17 protein-coding genes are annotated in these 15,849 nt (G+C 66.2%); 10 read left to right on the top strand and 7 right to left on the bottom strand.

Features of this window, described 5'->3' with window-relative positions:
• Positions 1-3 precede the first annotated feature (3 nt).
• Positions 4-891 (bottom strand): calcium-binding protein, encoded by an 888-nt coding sequence (locus tag MLD63_RS01285; protein WP_255328026.1) that lies wholly within the window; start codon positions 889-891, stop codon positions 4-6.
• Between the two features lie 137 nt (positions 892-1,028).
• Here MLD63_RS01285 and MLD63_RS01280 point away from each other — a divergent pair, with 137 nt between their 5' ends.
• Genes MLD63_RS01280 through der form a run of 3 tightly spaced genes read left to right on the top strand, consistent with a single transcriptional unit; the run spans position 1,029 to position 4,621 of the window.
• Positions 1,029-1,745 carry a tetratricopeptide repeat protein gene (locus MLD63_RS01280; RefSeq protein WP_255328025.1) on the top strand — a complete coding sequence of 239 codons (717 nt, stop codon included), beginning with the start codon at positions 1,029-1,031 and terminating at the stop codon, positions 1,743-1,745.
• A gap of 31 nt (positions 1,746-1,776) precedes the next feature.
• Complete coding sequence (locus tag MLD63_RS01275; RefSeq protein ID WP_255328024.1) at positions 1,777-3,135, top strand: PQQ-binding-like beta-propeller repeat protein; 1,359 nt, start codon at positions 1,777-1,779, stop codon at positions 3,133-3,135.
• A gap of 10 nt (positions 3,136-3,145) precedes the next feature.
• Complete coding sequence (gene der, locus MLD63_RS01270; RefSeq protein ID WP_255328023.1) at positions 3,146-4,621, top strand: ribosome biogenesis GTPase Der; 1,476 nt, start codon at positions 3,146-3,148, stop codon at positions 4,619-4,621.
• A gap of 1 nt (position 4,622) precedes the next feature.
• Here the strand turns inward: der and MLD63_RS01265 are convergent, their stop codons facing one another.
• The 3 genes from MLD63_RS01265 to MLD63_RS01255 form a co-directional block, all read right to left on the bottom strand.
• Entirely contained in the window at positions 4,623-5,450 is an 828-nt protein-coding gene (locus MLD63_RS01265; protein ID WP_255328022.1) for a TspO-related membrane protein, read from the bottom strand.
• A 76-nt stretch (positions 5,451-5,526) separates the two neighbouring features.
• Positions 5,527-6,819, bottom strand: a complete 1,293-nt coding sequence (serS, locus tag MLD63_RS01260; RefSeq protein WP_255328021.1) for a serine--tRNA ligase — start codon at positions 6,817-6,819, stop codon at positions 5,527-5,529.
• 97 nt (positions 6,820-6,916) lie between these two features.
• Positions 6,917-7,360 carry a thioredoxin domain-containing protein gene (locus MLD63_RS01255; RefSeq protein ID WP_255328020.1) on the bottom strand — a complete coding sequence of 148 codons (444 nt, stop codon included), beginning with the start codon at positions 7,358-7,360 and terminating at the stop codon, positions 6,917-6,919.
• A 154-nt stretch (positions 7,361-7,514) separates the two neighbouring features.
• On the opposite strand from MLD63_RS01255, the gene meaB reads away from it, so the two are divergent.
• The 4 genes from meaB to MLD63_RS01235 all read left to right on the top strand — a co-directional run bounded on the left by meaB (position 7,515) and on the right by MLD63_RS01235 (position 10,693).
• Entirely contained in the window at positions 7,515-8,477 is a 963-nt protein-coding gene (gene meaB / locus MLD63_RS01250; RefSeq protein WP_255328019.1) for a methylmalonyl Co-A mutase-associated GTPase MeaB, read from the top strand.
• A gap of 67 nt (positions 8,478-8,544) precedes the next feature.
• Positions 8,545-9,612, top strand: coding sequence for a bifunctional transcriptional activator/DNA repair enzyme AdaA (locus tag MLD63_RS01245; protein ID WP_255328018.1), 1,068 nt, complete (start codon positions 8,545-8,547; stop codon positions 9,610-9,612).
• Between the two features lie 159 nt (positions 9,613-9,771).
• On the top strand, positions 9,772-10,071 hold the full coding sequence (rpmB, locus tag MLD63_RS01240) for a 50S ribosomal protein L28 (RefSeq protein WP_255328017.1): 300 nt from the start codon (positions 9,772-9,774) through the stop codon (positions 10,069-10,071).
• A 142-nt stretch (positions 10,072-10,213) separates the two neighbouring features.
• Positions 10,214-10,693 carry a copper chaperone PCu(A)C gene (locus MLD63_RS01235; protein WP_255328016.1) on the top strand — a complete coding sequence of 160 codons (480 nt, stop codon included), beginning with the start codon at positions 10,214-10,216 and terminating at the stop codon, positions 10,691-10,693.
• A gap of 7 nt (positions 10,694-10,700) precedes the next feature.
• Here MLD63_RS01235 and MLD63_RS01230 read toward each other — a convergent pair whose 3' ends face one another.
• Positions 10,701-11,366 carry an arylesterase gene (locus MLD63_RS01230; RefSeq protein WP_255328015.1) on the bottom strand — a complete coding sequence of 222 codons (666 nt, stop codon included), beginning with the start codon at positions 11,364-11,366 and terminating at the stop codon, positions 10,701-10,703.
• Between the two features lie 129 nt (positions 11,367-11,495).
• Between MLD63_RS01230 and MLD63_RS01225 the strand changes: the two genes are divergently transcribed.
• Genes MLD63_RS01225 through yghX form a run of 3 tightly spaced genes read left to right on the top strand, consistent with a single transcriptional unit; the run spans position 11,496 to position 14,080 of the window.
• Positions 11,496-12,074 carry a L,D-transpeptidase gene (locus tag MLD63_RS01225; RefSeq protein WP_255328014.1) on the top strand — a complete coding sequence of 193 codons (579 nt, stop codon included), beginning with the start codon at positions 11,496-11,498 and terminating at the stop codon, positions 12,072-12,074.
• A gap of 1 nt (position 12,075) precedes the next feature.
• Entirely contained in the window at positions 12,076-13,137 is a 1,062-nt protein-coding gene (mnmH, locus tag MLD63_RS01220) for a tRNA 2-selenouridine(34) synthase MnmH (protein ID WP_255328013.1), read from the top strand.
• A 55-nt stretch (positions 13,138-13,192) separates the two neighbouring features.
• Entirely contained in the window at positions 13,193-14,080 is an 888-nt protein-coding gene (gene yghX, locus MLD63_RS01215) for a YghX family hydrolase (RefSeq protein WP_255328476.1), read from the top strand.
• Here yghX and MLD63_RS01210 read toward each other — a convergent pair.
• Positions 14,077-14,877 (bottom strand): purine-nucleoside phosphorylase, encoded by an 801-nt coding sequence (locus MLD63_RS01210; RefSeq protein ID WP_255328012.1) that lies wholly within the window; start codon positions 14,875-14,877, stop codon positions 14,077-14,079. The genes yghX and MLD63_RS01210 overlap by 4 nt on opposite strands.
• Entirely contained in the window at positions 14,861-15,829 is a 969-nt protein-coding gene (locus MLD63_RS01205; protein ID WP_255328475.1) for an ABC transporter permease, read from the bottom strand. Before MLD63_RS01205 ends, MLD63_RS01210 begins: the two co-directional genes overlap by 17 nt.
• Positions 15,830-15,849: the final 20 nt, after the last annotated feature.

Raw genomic sequence — 15,849 nt, 5'->3', positions numbered from 1 at the left:
AGTTCAGAGGTCGTCCACCACGCGCCGCAGATCAATCAGGGCAGGATCCGTGACGCCCTCGACGCGCGCAACGGGCACGTCGTCGGCGAGGATTGTGGTATAGCCGCCAGCGGCGTTCCCGATTGCGCGCAGTTCCGGCGCGACGAGACCACCTGACGCCGAATCGAAGCTCGACCGCACATAGACCACCACGGCGTCATCGCCGGGCGTGTAGTCGGTGATCATCGCAGGATCGCCCGGCTGCAGCACGCGGTGATCGACCGCGAAAAGATCCGCACCCTCGCCACCCGTCGCCGTGTCTTCGGCCGAGATCCACAGCGTGTCGTCGCCCATCCCGCCCAACAGGGTATCGCCGCGATCTTCCAGCGACTCGCTCAGGCTGGACGGGGCTGCGCGCGACTGGCCCAGACCCGACAGCACATCGTTGCCCGCCCCGCCGATGATCCTGTCGGCACCGGTTCCGCCGGCAAGCGAGTCGTCGCCGGCCTCGCCCAGGATCACGTCGTTATCCTCTCCGCCGTCGATGACATCCTCTCCTGCACCGGCGCGCAGCGAATCGGCACCGTTCGCGCCGGAGATGGTGTCGTCCCCTTCGCCGCCCAGAACGTAATCCGCCTGGTCGCTGCCGTTCACCCGGTCATCGCCATCCAGTCCGGCAATGGCACTCGCCGTGCCAGGGTCGGCCGTCAGCGCGTCATCGCCGGTTGTGCCGATCCGCTCTTCGCCAAACCGAGACGGGTCATAGCCCGGCGCATCCTCGAACGGTTCGGGATCGGCCTCTGGTTCAGGCGCGACGGACGATTCATCGTCATTGCTGCCGATCAGCGCCATCAGCGCTGCGCTGCCAAGCGCCAGCCACAAAAGCGGCGCCTGGATCGTCAATTGGTCCATCGTCCAGTCCCTGCGCGAACCGGCATGTCCCAAAACCTCACCCATCATGACCTTAGCGAATCTGCCGCGGCATTGGCAAACCCCGGATTGGCCGTGTAAGAAGCGGCGCGACAGGATCAGGACAGGCGGCAATCTCCGTGGCCAACCAGAACGACAGTTTCATCGACGAAGTCACCGAAGAACTGCGCCGCGACCGGCTTTATGGCGCGTTTCGCCGTTACGGCTGGATCGGGATCGCCCTGATCGTGCTGATCGTCGGTGGCGCGGCTTGGCGGGAGTGGAGCCTGTCGCGCCAGACCAGCGATGCACGCCAGTTCGGTGACGCGGTGCTGGCCGCAGAACAAAGCGCCGGTCCGGTCGATGCGTTGTCCGAGCTTGCCGAGAATTCGGACAGCGGGCATGCGGTCATCGCCGGGCTTCTGGCAGCCGGCGCTGCGGCCGAGATCGGCGAGGATCAGCGCGCCGCCGAGCGGCTGCAGGAGGTCGCGGCGACCGCCGGAGAGGATGATCGGATCGCGCGTGACCTGGCGCGTCTGAAACTGGTCCTGGCCCAGGGTGACGCAATGAATCCGGCCGATCGCGATGCGGCCTTGGCGGAACTGGCGCAGCCGGGTGCCCCGTTCGAGCTGCTGGCACTGGAACAGCAGGCGGTGGCGCTGATCGGGGCAGGCCGTGTCCAGGATGCCGTGACCCTGATCCGCCAGATCCAGCAGAAGGACGGTTTGACGCCAAGCTTGCGCCGCCGGCTTTCCGAGATGATGATCGCCCTCGGGCAGGACGAGACGCCGGACGATTCAGAGGCGGCGACCGCCGGTGCGGAAGCAGTGCAGCTTCCCGACGCACCGGTCGAATAGAACCCTGCAAAGCAGCCGTGACGGCGCGACCATGAAACGAGGGAACGGCACGATGAGCTTTCTGTCCGCCGCAACGATCCGCGCGATGCTGGGCGCGGCTGCCCTGATAACGGTTGCCGCTTGCGGCGAACGCGGTGTGATCCTGCCCGGCGAGCGGCTCGATCCGCTGGCCGTGACCTCCCCTGAGGGTCCGGCGATCGAAATGCCGGTTCCGGTCGCGGCGACGGCGATCGGACTGCCTGCGCCGCGCGGAAATGCCGAATGGACACATCGCGGCGGCAACGCGGCCCATCTTGCAGGGCACGTGGCCCTTGGTGCCGGCACGAGCCGGATCTGGAGCGCGAATATCGGCCAGGGCGCGGATCGCCGCCACCGGATCGTCGCCGATCCGGTCGTCGCGGCCGGTCTGATCTTCACGCTGGACAGCCGCTCGCGTGTGACGGCAACGGCGCCGAATGGCGGACAGGTCTGGACAGCCGATCTGACGCCGCCCAGCGACAGCCGTGACAGCGCCTCGGGTGGCGGTCTCGCAGCCGAGGGCGGACGGCTTTTCGCGACCACGGGCTTCGGCGAACTGGTGGCGCTGGACATCCGCACTGGGGGCGTCCTGTGGCGCCAGCGCGTTGACGCCCCGGTCGGCGGCGGCCCGGCGGTCGAAAACGGCGTGGTCTACGTCGCGGCGAGAAACGCGGTCGGCTGGGCCGTCCGGGCCGAAGACGGTCGCGTTCTGTGGCAGACATCGGGCAACACCTCGACCGCGGGCGTGATGGGCGTTTCGGTCCCCGCCGTTTCGGGAAGCACAGTGGTCTTCCCGTTCAATTCGGGCCAGATGCTCGCCGCCGATACCCAGTCGGGCGGGACCATCTTCAGCGCACAGGTCGCGGGCACACGCACGGGTCGCGCCATCGCCGCGATCCGTGACCTGACGGGCGATCCGGTGATTGCGGGTGACACGCTTTACGGGGGTTCTTCCTCGGGACGGATCTCGGCCTTCGACATGGGCACCGGGGCGGAGCTTTGGTCGGCACGTGAAGGCGCGAACTCGCCGGTCGTCCCCGTGGGCGGGTCGATCTTCGCCGTCAACGATCAGTCCGAACTGGTCCGTATCGATGCCGCGACCGGCGGGCTGATCTGGCGGATGCCGCTGCCCTATTTCACCGATCAACGGGTCCGGCGTCAGGACAGCATCCACGCCCAATATGGTCCGGTCCTGGCTGGCGGGCGACTCTTCGTCGCGGGCTCTGACGGTCAGTTGCGGGCCTTCGATCCGTCATCGGGTGCGATGGTCGCGCAGGCGGCGATCCCGGGCGGCGCCGCCGCTGCACCCGTCGTCGCTGGCCAGACGCTGTACGTCGTCAGCCGCGCCGGCCAGCTTCACGCTTATCGGTGAGACTGCGCTGATGAGCTTCACTCTGGCCATTGTTGGCCGTCCCAATGTCGGCAAGTCGACGCTGTTCAATCGTCTGGTCGGCAAGCGTCTTGCGCTGGTCGATGACCAGCCGGGCGTCACTCGCGACCTGCGCGAAGGCGCGGCGCGGTTGGGCGACCTGCGCTTCGTGGTGATCGACAGCGCGGGCCTGGAAATGGCCGAGGATGACAGCCTTCAGGGCCGGATGCGCCGCCTGACCGAACGCGCCGTGGACGAGGCCGACATCTGCCTGTTCGTGATCGATGCGCGTGCAGGCGTGACGGCTGCCGACGAATATTTCGCCGACATTCTGCGCAAGCGCGCGCGCCACGTCATCGTCGCCGCCAACAAGGCCGAGGGTCGCGCGGGCGAGGCGGGCGCGCTGGAAGCCTATGCCCTTGGTCTTGGAGAGCCGCTTCGGATCAGCGCGGAGCATGGCGAGGGGATGGACGACCTTTACCGGGTGCTGGTCCCCTTGTCCGACGAGGTCGAGGCGGCGCGGCCCGCGCCAATCGAGCCGGTGACGGATGTCGACGTCGGCGAGGAACCGGCCGAGGGTGAGGAGGCCGACTGGCGTCCATCGGCTGACCGACCGCTGCAGCTTGCGGTCATCGGGCGGCCCAATGCGGGGAAGTCGACGCTGATCAACAAGATCATCGGCGAGGATCGGCTGCTGACCGGACCGGAAGCGGGCATCACCCGAGACTCGATCAGCGTGACTGCTGATTTCATGGGTACGCCCATGCGGATCTTCGACACCGCCGGCATGCGCAAGCGCGCCAAGGTCACCGACAAGGTGGAAAAGCTTTCCGTTGCGGACGGGCTGCGCGCGGTCCGGTTTGCCGAGGTCGTCGTGGTGCTGCTGGACGTGGCGATCCCGTTTGAGCAACAGGACCTTCGCATCGCCGATTTCGCCGAGACCGAGGGTCGTGCCGTCGTGGTGGCCGCGAACAAGTGGGATCTGGAAGACGACAAGCCCGAAAAGCTGAAGACGTTGCGCGAAAGCTTCGAGCGGTTGCTGCCGCAGTTGAAGGGCGCGCCGATGGTCACGGTCTCGGCCAAGACCGGCAAGGGGCTAGACAGGTTGCACGCGGCGATCCTGAAAGCGCACGAGGTCTGGAACCGGCGCGTTTCGACCGCGCGGCTGAACCGCTGGCTGGGGGTGATGACCGAAAGCCATCCACCGCCCGCGCCGGGCGGGCGCCGGATCCGGCTGCGATACATGACGCAAGTCAAGACGCGGCCGCCAAGCTTCGTTGTCAAATCGACGCATACCGACAAGCTGCCGGAGAGCTATCTGCGCTATCTGGTGAACGGTTTGCGCGCTGACTTTGACATGCCGGGCACGCCGATCCGGTTGATGCTGCGCGATCAGGGCGAAGCGAACCCCTATCGCCGCAAGGCCCAGAAGATCAGCCAGTCAGGCGCATTGGCCAAGCACAAGAACCGTCAGAAGCCCAAGAGCTGAGCTAACTGGCGGCGCGCACCAGCATCACGATCATCGCGGTGATGCCCAGAACGGCAGCGTTCGCGACCATCGGGTCGCTTGCCATGGCTGAAATGGACAGTCCGACCAGCGCCCAGATCAAGGCGATCGAGAAGCTGGTAGCGCGTCCAAGCTGCGCCTGAACGATGATCCCGACACCCGCGCAAAGCACCATCGCGATCACAGCCGCCAGACCCGGCGTCACGCCTAGGTCCGTCGTCAGCAGCGAGGCGAAGGACGCATAGGTTACGGCGGTCGCCCATCCCGCGAAGATCGCGAAGGATCGATGATAGCGCAGGCGCTGTCCCTCGCGCTGACCCCTGATGACCGCGGTCAATGCCGCCAGCATCATGGCGGTGGTCAGCACGAAACCCGCCAGAGGTTGGCTCATCGAAACCCAGGGCCAGAGTGCGGCCGCGATCAGGGCCGCGGCGATCGGCGCAAGCTCCACTGGTCGCAGGTCTTCGGGTTTTGCCGCGGGCGGCCGCGCCCAAGGCGCTTTCTGCAGTGAACCATCAAGGCGGTGAGGGACCATGCGCGCGCGCATGACCAGGCTGCCCGCATAGATCGACAGTCCGCCCCAGACCGCGATGAGAAGCGCCCAGAGGACGATGTTGTCCGGCCGGATGAAGGCCTTTGCGGCATTATGCGACCATCCGACGTCCAGCGTCGCTGCGCTGGTCTGCGACAGTGACATGGCGAAGGGTCCGGCGAGCCCGACCGTGTCAACCTGTGCGACCATTCCGGCAGGGGTGAGAGTATGGACAAGGCTGCTGACGAAAAAGGCCGCCAGCGCACTCAGCGTCGTCATCACACTCACACGGGTCATTCCCGAGAACGCGCGAGCTTCGCGTTAGTTGCTCGCGGTTCAGCCTATGTTTGGGCGATCACGACAATGTACCATCGGCGCCAAGCCGCGTTGCGCCCCGCAGATAAGGGTGTAGTGCAGCGGGCAGATCGACCGAGCCATCAACCTGCTGACCGTTTTCCAGCACCGCGATCAAGGCACGTCCGACGGCAAGCCCCGACCCGTTCAGCGTATGGACGAATTCGGGCCGTCCGCCGCCTTCCGGGCGATAGCGCGCGTTCATCCGCCGCGCCTGGTAATCGCCGCAATAGCTGACACTGGAAATCTCGCGATAGCGGTCCTGACCGGGCAGCCAGACCTCCAGATCATGGGTGATCCGCGCGCCCGCCCCCATGTCACCAGAGCACAGTACAACGGTCCGGTAGGGCAGGCCGAGCGCTTCCAGCACCGCCTCCGCGCAGCGGGTCATGCGCTCGTGTTCGGCAAGGCCGGACTCGGCGTCGGTGATCGAGACCATCTCGACCTTCTCGAACTGATGCTGACGCAGCATGCCGGCGGTGTCCCGCCCGGCGCTGCCCGCTTCGGACCGGAAGCACTGACTGTGCGCGGTCATCCGCCGCGGCAGGCTGGCATGGTCCAGCAGCTCTCCGTGGACCGTGTTGGTCAACGTGACCTCTGATGTGGGGATCAGCCAGTAACCTTCGCGGGTCTGATAGCTATCCTCGCCGAACTTGGGCAGCTGCCCGGTCCCGACCATCATCTCTTCCAGAACCAGCACGGGGGTCCAGGTTTCCTGCAGGCCGTGTTTTTCGACATGCAGGTCCAGCATGAACTGCGCCAGCGCGCGGTGGATGCGCGCGACGCCACCCTTCAGCACGACGAAACGGCTGCCTGACAGCTTGGCGGCGGTTTCGAAATCCATGCCGGATTTGACGCCGCCGATCTCATAATGCTCGACCGGTGCGAAGTTGAAGCGGCGCGGCTCACCCCAGCTTCGGATCTCCTGATTGTCATCCTCGTCCTTGCCGTCGGGGACGCGGTCCAGCGGCAGGTTGGGAATGCCCATCAGCAGGTCGCGCAACTGATTGTCCAGCGCCGCGGCTTCCGCCTGCATCCGCGCAATGTCGGCCTTTGTTTCGGAGACCAACGCGCGCAGCCGCTCGAATTCGGCGTCATCGCCGCGCGCCTTCGCGGCGCCGACTTCCTTGCTCGCGCGGTTCTGTTCTGCCTGCGCGGTTTCCGCGGCTGCGATCTGCGCCCGTCGCTTTTCGTCCAGCGCCAGGATTTGGGGCGAGACGGGCGCCAGGCCGCGTCGGGCGAGCGCGGCATCAAAGGCCTGAGGATCGTCGCGGATCGTGCGGATGTCGTGCATGGGCGGGCCTCTTGGATCTGTCAGGCCACCGCATAGACCATGCGCGCGGGCCGGGGAAGAGAGGCGGACGGGGACGAACAGGCGCTCGCTGCGGTGATCAGTCGATAACGGCGGTCCCGGCGCCGGGCCCGCGCGACCGATCAAGGTCCGAGAAGGTTTCGCGCAGAACAGGGTAGAAATAGGCCTCTCCGACATAGCCGTCGATGCGGCCGACCTCGATCCCGTGATCCAGCAGGATGAAGGTGGGCGTGATGACGGGGCGCGGACCAATCGCCAAACCGTCCGGCCAGGGACCGTCGATATCGACGCGCAGCAGCGGCGCGGCGCGGCCTTCCTCGGACGCGGCATAGCCGGGGCCGATCTCTTGATCCCAGCGGGCGCAATAGACGCAGCCCCGCTGCTCGACCATCAGCAACCGCACTGGCGCAGCCTGCCAGTCAACTTCGTGCTCGCTTACGATCGGGGTTGTCGCCTGCCCGGTCCCCACCGTCGCGATCCCCAGCATCATAGCCAGTCTAAGTGCCACCAAGATGCGCCGCATCCAGTCCCGAGCCTCGTGTTGTGCTTGTCTCAGCGTAAGCACGCGCCTCGCGACCCGCAAGCAGGGCGGACCGCTTCGCTTGCCCTTGCGGGATCGCGCTTCTATCCATGAATGACGGCATGCGCTGGCAACTGCCGCAGGGTCGCGGGGCGGAATGGACGATCTTCTGGAACGACTGGCCGGGGGCGACCGGCGCGCCCTTTCCCGCGCGATCACGCTGATCGAATCGACACGGGCCGACCATCGCGAACGTGCGGTTTCGCTGTTGTCGAACCTGCCCGACCGGCAGGCGCTGCGCATCGGGCTTTCGGGAACACCCGGCGTCGGAAAGTCCACCTTCATCGAGGCGTTCGGAACGATGCTGACCGAAGCCGGGCTGCGGGTTGCGGTGCTGGCGGTCGATCCGTCCTCGACCCGGTCGGGCGGCTCGATCTTGGGCGACAAGACCCGGATGGAGCGGCTGTCGCGCGATCCAAACGCGTTCATTCGCCCTTCTCCGTCCAGTGCGGAACTGGGCGGCGTCGCCCGTCGCACGCGTGAGGCGGTGCGACTGTGCGAGGCGGCGGGCTTCGACGTGGTGCTGATCGAGACGGTCGGCGTCGGCCAGTCCGAGACCCTGGTGGCCGAGATGTGCGACCTGTTCGTGCTGCTGCTGGCGCCCGCGGGCGGGGACGAGTTGCAGGGCGTCAAGCGGGGCATCATGGAGATGGCCGATCTGGTCCTGGTCAACAAGGCTGACGGCGATCTGCTGGGGCCTGCACGTCGGACCGTCGCCGACTACGCCGGCGCGCTGCGGTTGTTGAGAAAGCGTCCGCAGGATCCTGACGGTTTTCCCAAAGCGTTGCCAGTGTCCGCGGTGTCCGGCGCGGGGCTGGCAGACGCCTGGCAGCAGATGCAGGATCTGGCCGACTGGCGCCGGCAGCAGGGCCATTTCGACCGGACACGCGCTGCGCAGGCGCGCCATTGGTTCGAGGCCGAGGTTCGGGCAGGTCTGCTGGCGCAGCTTGCATCGGGCGAGGCGCGTCGCAGGATGGATCAATTGGGTGAGGCGGTGGCCGAAGGTCGTGCCGCGCCGGGCGAGGCCGCCGCCGAGATGCTGGCCGCGTTGAGGGGCTGAGGCTTCCTGGAATAGACGCCCGATTCTGCGGCGCATGGCGGCCGCGATCGGCTTAGGGTGATGGCAGATGACCAAGGATGACGCCATGCTTGATATGCCAGACCCCGGCGCGCTTTACGCCGCGCTGACCGCCCGTGATGCCGCTTATGAGGGTCGTGCCTATGTCGGTGTGACCACAACCGGCATCTTCTGCCGCCTGACATGCCCGGCCCGCAAGCCGCGCCCCGAAAACTGCCGCTGGTTCACATCGCCTGCAGAGGCGGCGGCCGAGGGCTTTCGCCCCTGCCTTCGCTGCCACCCGACCGGTCCCGAGGCCGAGGGCCATCAGACCGTCGCGTCCCTGATCGCCGCGCTGAAAGCCAATCCAGACCGGCGGTGGAGCGAGGCCGATCTGGTCGCGATGGGGCATGACCCCTCGACCATCCGGCGTGCGTTCAAGCGGCATTTCGGGCAGACGTTTCTCGACATCGCGCGCAATATGCGCTTGCGCCAGGGGGTGAAGGGCATGACGGCAGGCCAGTCGGTGATCGATTCGCAACTGGATGCCGGCTTCGAATCCGCATCCGGCTTTCGTGAAGCTTTCGGAAGGCTGTTCGGTCATCCGCCGCAGCAGATGCGCGGCGCAGCCGACTTGCGCGCCGACTGGATCGACACGCCGCTGGGGGGCATGATCGCAATCGCTGATGCCCACACGCTGCACCTGCTGGAATTCATCGACCGCAAGGCGCTGCCCCAGGGACTCAGGCGGCTCTCGGGATTTGTCGGCGGGCGTATCGGTCTGGGTCGGACATCCGTGACCGACCGCACCGAGACGCAGTTGGCCGAATTCTTCGATGGGAACCGCCCACGCTTCGATCTGGACCTGCAGTTGCGCGGCACGGACTTCCAGCGCCGCGTCTGGCAGGGTCTGCGAGCGATTCCGGCCGGAGAGACGCGCAGCTATGCCGAACTGGCGCGTGACATCGGCAGCCCGACATCGATCCGCGCGGTGGCGAATTCCAACGCGAACAACCGTATCGCCATCGTCATACCGTGCCACCGTGTCATCGGTGCGGACGGGACGCTGACCGGCTATGCGGGCGGGCTGTGGCGCAAGCAGCGGCTGATCGAGATCGAACGGTCCTATGTCGCCTGAGGGCAGTTTTTGCCGATGTCCTGCCCGGGTTGGGCTTGACGGCATCCGTTCGAGCCAGTAATCACCCGCGAACGAATTTCGGGCGCTGCCTCGCGGCGCCTTTTCATATTGGGCGAAGCGGCCTCCGAATCGCCTGACCCGGAAACGAAGGAAACGAACATGTCGCGCGTTTGCGAACTGACCGGCAAGGGCCCGATGTCTGGCAACAACGTCAGCCACGCCAACAACAAGACCCGTCGCCGTTTTCTGCCGAACCTGAACGACGTCACGCTGACCTCGGAGAAGATGGGCCGCACGTACGCGCTGCGCATCTCGGCCGCGGCACTGCGCACGGTCGATCATCGTGGTGGTCTGGACGCGTTCCTGGCGAAGGCCAAGGACACCGACTTGTCGGCCCGCGCGCTGAAGATCAAGCGCGAGATCGCCAAGAAGGACGGCCCGGCCGAACTGCAGGCCTGAGCTGCTTTCCCTGACGGGACGTATGCACCCCGCCGATCTCGGCGGGGTTTTTGCGTTCGGGGCCGTCGGGTTCGGCAAATTTGAATGGCAGAGCCAAGGCACCCGCGCGATAGAGACGGGGCAATGCAAGAAGGACACGACTATGAAGACATTGACGCTTGCCTCCACCCTTGTCCTGCTTCCGCTTTCCGCGATGGCTCATGACGTAATGGCGGTGAAGGACGCCTACGCCCGCAGCGCAAATCCGATGACCGGCGGCGTGTTCATGCTTCTCGACAACCATCGCGAGGTCGATTGCACGCTGTCCGGCGTTTCCTCGGACGCGGCCGAGCGAGTCGAACTGCACAGCAACGAGGACGTGGACGGCGTCATGTCGATGCGTGAGATCGAGGAGGGCATCTTGATCCCTGCGGGCGAGACGCACGCGCTGGAACGCGGCGGCGACCACGTCATGCTGATGGGCCTCAAGGCGCCGATGGAAGATGGTGCGACGGTCGCCCTGACGCTGGACTTCGGCGATTGCGGCACGGTGGATGTCGAGGTGCCGGTCGACAATCAACGCGAACCGCAGCAGGCGGCCGACGGTGATGCAGCCGTTCCTGACGGCCACGCGGGTCACTGACGGCCGATTAGGCCCGCTGACCGATCCGCGCGATCAGGGCCTGAACCTGCGGTCCAAGATGTGGAACCAGCAGCCCGACGCCCTTGGCCGACGGATGAATCCCGTCGGCAAGCAAATAGTCGCCCCGCATCGGGCGTGGCAACTGCGCCAGGGGCGCGTAAAGATCGGGTAGCAGCAAGGTTCCGTGACGCTGGGCCAGTCGCGGCCATATCGCAGCCCAGCGGCGCCGCCAGTCCTGCCTTCGACCCGGCGCGTGGATCCCGACCAGCAGCACCGGCCGCCCCCCGGCTCCGGCAGTGGACAGGATGGAGTCGAGATTGGCCTCGGCCCGCTCGGGCTCCCATCCCAGCAGCATGTCATTGCCGCCCAATTCGACGATAACGGCGTCCGCGCCCCCGCGCAGCGCCAGCCCGATCCGCACGCGACCGCCCAGCGTCGTGTCGCCCGACAGGCCGCGGTTGACGATGGTCGCGGGTGTGCCCTGCGCCGCGAGCCAGTTCTGCAACTGGGGGACCAGCCCGTAACCCTTGGCCAAACCGTAGCCCGCGGTCAGGCTGTCGCCGAACGCGACGATCCGCGGCGATGCGCTTTGCGCCCTCGCGGTTAGCGGCAGCAGGGCGGCCCCCGCGATCAGGGCGCGGCGGCTGATGGTCGTGAGGGGACGCTTGCTCATCCACCCTGCCTGTGGCGATCGCGCCGCGCGATCAAGCGAAAACCCCGTGAATGACGCCGGATTGAGTTGTCGCGCGCCGTATGGGACATTAACTGCAAGATAAAACGAGCATTCACAGGAACCTTGCCAATGAACCGCCGTCAGATGATCTCGCTGGCTTTGCCGCTGATCGCCGCACCGTCGCTGGTGCTGGCGCAGGCAACGCCGCCCGCTCCGCAGACCGCCGAAACCGCGGCCCGCGACCCCTATGCCCCGACCGAGGTCGCCATCCGCGAAGGGTTCGAGGTCGGCAGCATCATCGTGGTCAGCCAGGACTTCTTCCTCTACCACGTCATCGCGCCGGGTCGGGCGATCCGCTACGGCGTCGCGGTCGGCAAGGATGAACTGGTGTGGAAAGGCCGCGCGACCATCGGCCGCAAGACCGAATGGCCCAGCTGGACGCCTACGGCCGACATGATCAAGCGCAACCCGACCGCCTACAAGAAGTATGAGGACGGGATGCCCGGTGGTCCGCAGAACCCGCTGGGGGCGCGGGCGCTGTATCTTTACAACGCCAACGGCCAGGACACCGCGATCCGCATCCATGGCACCACCGAACCTGGCAGCATCGGCCGCGCGGTCAGCAATGGCTGCCTGCGGATGCGCAACGAGGCTGTGATGAGCCTTTACGATCAGGTCCCGGTCGGCACGCCGGTCTACGTCTACTGATTTGACATTGCGTCTTGCGCGCGTCGCGGACCCCGCCCTGGCGGGGTTCGACGACATCATCGATGTGCGTTCCCCGTCGGAGTTCGCGGAAGATCACCTGCCCGGCGCGATCAATCTGCCGGTCCTGGACGATGCAGAGCGGGCAGAGATCGGGCGCATCTACAAGCAGGTATCGCCCTTCGATGCGCGCAAGAAGGGCGCGGCGCTGGTCGCCGCGAACGCCGCGCGGCACATTGCGGGTCCGCTTGCCGATCGTGACGGCAGTTGGCGCGCGCTGGTCTATTGCTGGCGTGGCGGTCAGCGTTCGGGCAGTTTCGCCACGATCCTGTCGCAGATCGGCTGGCGGATCGAGCGGATCGAAGGCGGCTACAAATCTTGGCGTTCGCTGGTCGTGGAGCGCGTTCAGGCTCAGCCGGTCGAGGCGCCCTTCATCGTCATCGACGGCAATACCGGCAGCGCCAAGACCGCGATCCTGCATCGGCTTGCCGCGCGCGGACATCAGGTGATCGATCTTGAAGGGCTGGCCAACCATCGGGGCAGCCTGTTCGGCGCGATGGCGGGTGGCCAGCCGGCACAGCGAATGTTCGAGGGGCGGTTGGCCTTTGCGCTGGAAGAGCTGGACCCGTCTCGGCCGTTGCTGGTCGAAGCTGAAAGCAGCCGCATTGGCGATTTGAACCTGCCCAAGATGATGTGGCAGGCGATCTGCGCCGCGCCGCGTCTGCGGCTGGAGGTGCCGGTGGCCGCGCGCGCCGCCTATTCGGCGCGCGATTATGGCGATGTCGTGGCCGAACCCCGACGGCTCGCCGGTATCATCGCCTCGCTTGCCGCAGTCCAGCCGAAAGAGCGGATCGCCGACTGGCAGGCCCAGGCAGAGGCGGGCGAATGGGCCGCGCTGGCCGAGGGCTTGATGCGCGATCATTACGATCCGCGTTATCGCAAGCATCGCTCGCGCTACGCTGACATGGAGCGGGCGGTGGTCGCGCTGGACGATCTGAGCGATCTCGATGCGGCGGCAGAGCGCGTCGAAACGGCGCTTGCCCGGATCGACCTCTCCCGATCGTGAAGCGGTCTCGCGTTCTTCGCGCTTAATCTGATCCCGCACAGGATGGGAGAGCATGATGACGCGGATGACGGCGAAGGATTTCGATCAGGGCCTGCTGGAGCTTTACGATTTCTACGCGCACGGTCGGATCACCAAGCGCGAGTTTCTAGATCGGGCTGGCAAGTACGCGGTCGGCGGTGTGACCGCGCTCGCGCTGCTTGACATGCTGAGCCCGAACTACGCCCTGGCCGAGCAGGTCAGCTTCAACGATGAGAGCATCCTGCCGGAATACATCACCTATGACAGCCCGAACGGCACCGGCGAGGTGCGGGGCTATCTGGTCCGCCCGGCGGGGGTCGAGGGTCCGCTGCCCGCGGTTCTGGTGATCCATGAGAACCGGGGCCTGAACCCCTATATCGAGGATGTCGCGCGCCGGGTCGCCAAGGCGGGTTTCATGGCGCTGGCGCCGGACGGGCTGACCTCGGTCGGCGGTTACCCCGGCAACGATGCCGAGGGGCGCGAGCTTCAGCAGCAGGTCGATCCCGAAAAACTGATGAACGACTTCTTCGCCGGTGCAGAGCATCTGATGGCGCGCGAGGATTCGACCGGCAAGGTCGGCTGCGTCGGCTTCTGCTATGGCGGCGGGGTCTGTAATGCGCTGGCGGTGGCCTATCCCGAACTGGCCGCTTCGGTCCCGTTCTACGGTCGGCAGGCGTCAGCAGAGGATGCGTCGAAGATCAAGGCGCCGCTGCTGCTGCACTACGCCGAACTGGATGAGCGGATCAACGAGGGCTGGCCGGCCTATGAGGCCGCGCTGAAGGAAGCGGGCGTGACCTACGAGGCCTACGTCTATCCGGGCGTGAACCACGGCTTCCACAACGATTCCACCCCGCGCTACGATCAGGAAGCGGCTGAACTCGCCTGGCAGCGCACGATCGACTGGTTCAACAAGTATCTGACCTAGGCGTCTCGCAGGAAGCGGCGCAGCACCCGTTCCAGTTTGGCCGCACCAAGGGGGGCCATCGCCTTGGTGTGGTCGTGGCTGATCGCCTCGTCCGACAGGCCCGCGCCCATGTTCGTGATGACGGAAATCGCTGCGCAGCGCAGCCCAATGAAACGGCCGAGGATGATTTCGGGCACGGTGGACATGCCCACCGCATCGCCGCCGATGATCTGCGCCATGCGGATCTCGGCCGGGGTCTCGAAGCTGGGGCCGGAGAACCAGCAATAAACGCCTTCAGGCAGGTCGATGCCCTCGGACTGCGCGGCGTCCTTTAGTCCGGCGCGCAGGTCGGGATCATGGGCGTCGGTCATCGGTTGGAAGCGGGCGTCCGTCTTCTCGCCGATCAACGGGTTCGCGCCCGACAGGTTGATGTGGTCCGACAGCATCATCAGCGAGCCGAGTGGCATCGTCTGGCGAAGCGAACCGGCGGCGTTGGTGAGGATGAGGCGCTGGCATCCGAGTCCCGCCAACACCTCCAGCGGAAACCGCATCGCATCGGCGCGCCCGGATTCGTAATAATGTGACCGCCCTCCGAAGACCGCGACGCGCTTACCTTCCAACCGACCGATCACCAGTTCCGAGACATGACCAGAGACACCCGCATGGGGAAAGCCCGGCAGGTTGTCATAGGGGATCGCCACGCCCTCGACCGTGCCCGACAGGTGCCCCAGGCCGGAACCGAGGATCAGCCCGAATTCCGGCGCCTCCTCCCCCGCGCGGTCGCGGATCAGCGCGAGTGCCTCAGCGTTCTTTGACATAAGGCTCTCCGCCCGCACGCGGCGGGATCGCGCGGCCGACGAAGCCTGCGAGAATGATGACGGTCAGGATGTAGGGCAGCGCGTTCATGAACATCGACGGGATGGTGATGAAGCCCAGATCGAGATTCGGATACTGATTCGCGATGGCTTCAAGCAGTCCGAAGAGGAAGGTGGCGAACAACGCGCTCCACGGCCGCCACTTGGCGAAGATCAGCGCGGCCAGCGCGATGAAGCCGCGGCCCGCCGTCATCTCTTTCACGAACCCCGCCGACAGGCTGGTTGCCAGATAGGCGCCTGCGATCCCGCACAGAACGCCGCAGATGGCGATCGCGGCGTGGCGCAGCCGTGTGACCGACACGCCGGCCGTATCGACGGATGCCGGATTCTCGCCCACCGCGCGCAGGCGCAGGCCGAACCGGGTCCGGTTCAGCACCCACCATGTCAGCGGCACAAGAAGCAGCGCGATGTAGACCAGGATCGAGTGACCGGACAGTAGGTTGGAATACAGATCCCCGATCACCGGCACGCCGCGCAGGGTTTCCGCCAGCGGCAATTCGATCGGCTGGAAACGTGCCGCGCCTTCCAGTGACGGCGTGCGGCCGCCAAGCTGAAAGATCTTGATCCCCAGAAGCACCGTCAGTCCCGAGGCGAGGAAGTTGATCGCCACGCCCGAGATCAGCTGGTTGCCCCGGAAGGTGATCGAAGCGAGCCCGTGGATCAGCGACAGCGCCATCGACCCCGCAATCCCCGCCAGCAGCCCGATCCACGCGCTGCCAGTCAGGTAGGCGACCGTCGCGGCCGAGAAAGCGGCCATCAGCATCTTGCCTTCCAGCCCGATGTCAAAGACGCCCGAGCGTTCGGAATAAAGCCCGGCAAGGCAAGCAAGCAGCAGCGGCGTCATCAAGCGCAGCGCGCTGTCGATGCCTTGTACCGCGCGACCGGAATCAACCATCGCCCAAATCACGCAGATAG

Origin of the sequence: Paracoccus albicereus (assembly GCF_024359525.1) — a bacterium.
GTDB lineage: Bacteria > Pseudomonadota > Alphaproteobacteria > Rhodobacterales > Rhodobacteraceae > Paracoccus > Paracoccus albicereus.
Note: the sequence above shows the minus strand (reverse complement) of the source record. Positions and strands in the feature narration are given on the sequence as shown.

What these genes read in the sequence shown, in the direction of transcription:
- MLD63_RS01265 (WP_255328022.1), bottom strand. Translation starts at nt 5,450, where the DNA reads ATGACGACGCTGAGTGCGCTGGCGGCCTTTTTCGTCAGCAGCCTTGTC.
- rpmB (WP_255328017.1), top strand. Translation starts at nt 9,772, where the DNA reads ATGTCGCGCGTTTGCGAACTGACCGGCAAGGGCCCGATGTCTGGCAAC.
- der (WP_255328023.1), top strand. Translation starts at nt 3,146, where the DNA reads ATGAGCTTCACTCTGGCCATTGTTGGCCGTCCCAATGTCGGCAAGTCG.
- MLD63_RS01205 (WP_255328475.1), bottom strand. Translation starts at nt 15,829, where the DNA reads ATGGTTGATTCCGGTCGCGCGGTACAAGGCATCGACAGCGCGCTGCGC.
- MLD63_RS01235 (WP_255328016.1), top strand. Translation starts at nt 10,214, where the DNA reads ATGAAGACATTGACGCTTGCCTCCACCCTTGTCCTGCTTCCGCTTTCC.
- MLD63_RS01245 (WP_255328018.1), top strand. Translation starts at nt 8,545, where the DNA reads ATGACCAAGGATGACGCCATGCTTGATATGCCAGACCCCGGCGCGCTT.
- MLD63_RS01225 (WP_255328014.1), top strand. Translation starts at nt 11,496, where the DNA reads ATGAACCGCCGTCAGATGATCTCGCTGGCTTTGCCGCTGATCGCCGCA.
- MLD63_RS01285 (WP_255328026.1), bottom strand. Translation starts at nt 891, where the DNA reads ATGGACCAATTGACGATCCAGGCGCCGCTTTTGTGGCTGGCGCTTGGC.
- meaB (WP_255328019.1), top strand. Translation starts at nt 7,515, where the DNA reads ATGGACGATCTTCTGGAACGACTGGCCGGGGGCGACCGGCGCGCCCTT.
- MLD63_RS01210 (WP_255328012.1), bottom strand. Translation starts at nt 14,877, where the DNA reads ATGTCAAAGAACGCTGAGGCACTCGCGCTGATCCGCGACCGCGCGGGG.
- yghX (WP_255328476.1), top strand. Translation starts at nt 13,193, where the DNA reads ATGACGCGGATGACGGCGAAGGATTTCGATCAGGGCCTGCTGGAGCTT.
- MLD63_RS01275 (WP_255328024.1), top strand. Translation starts at nt 1,777, where the DNA reads ATGAAACGAGGGAACGGCACGATGAGCTTTCTGTCCGCCGCAACGATC.
- MLD63_RS01255 (WP_255328020.1), bottom strand. Translation starts at nt 7,360, where the DNA reads ATGCGGCGCATCTTGGTGGCACTTAGACTGGCTATGATGCTGGGGATC.
- MLD63_RS01230 (WP_255328015.1), bottom strand. Translation starts at nt 11,366, where the DNA reads ATGAGCAAGCGTCCCCTCACGACCATCAGCCGCCGCGCCCTGATCGCG.
- serS (WP_255328021.1), bottom strand. Translation starts at nt 6,819, where the DNA reads ATGCACGACATCCGCACGATCCGCGACGATCCTCAGGCCTTTGATGCC.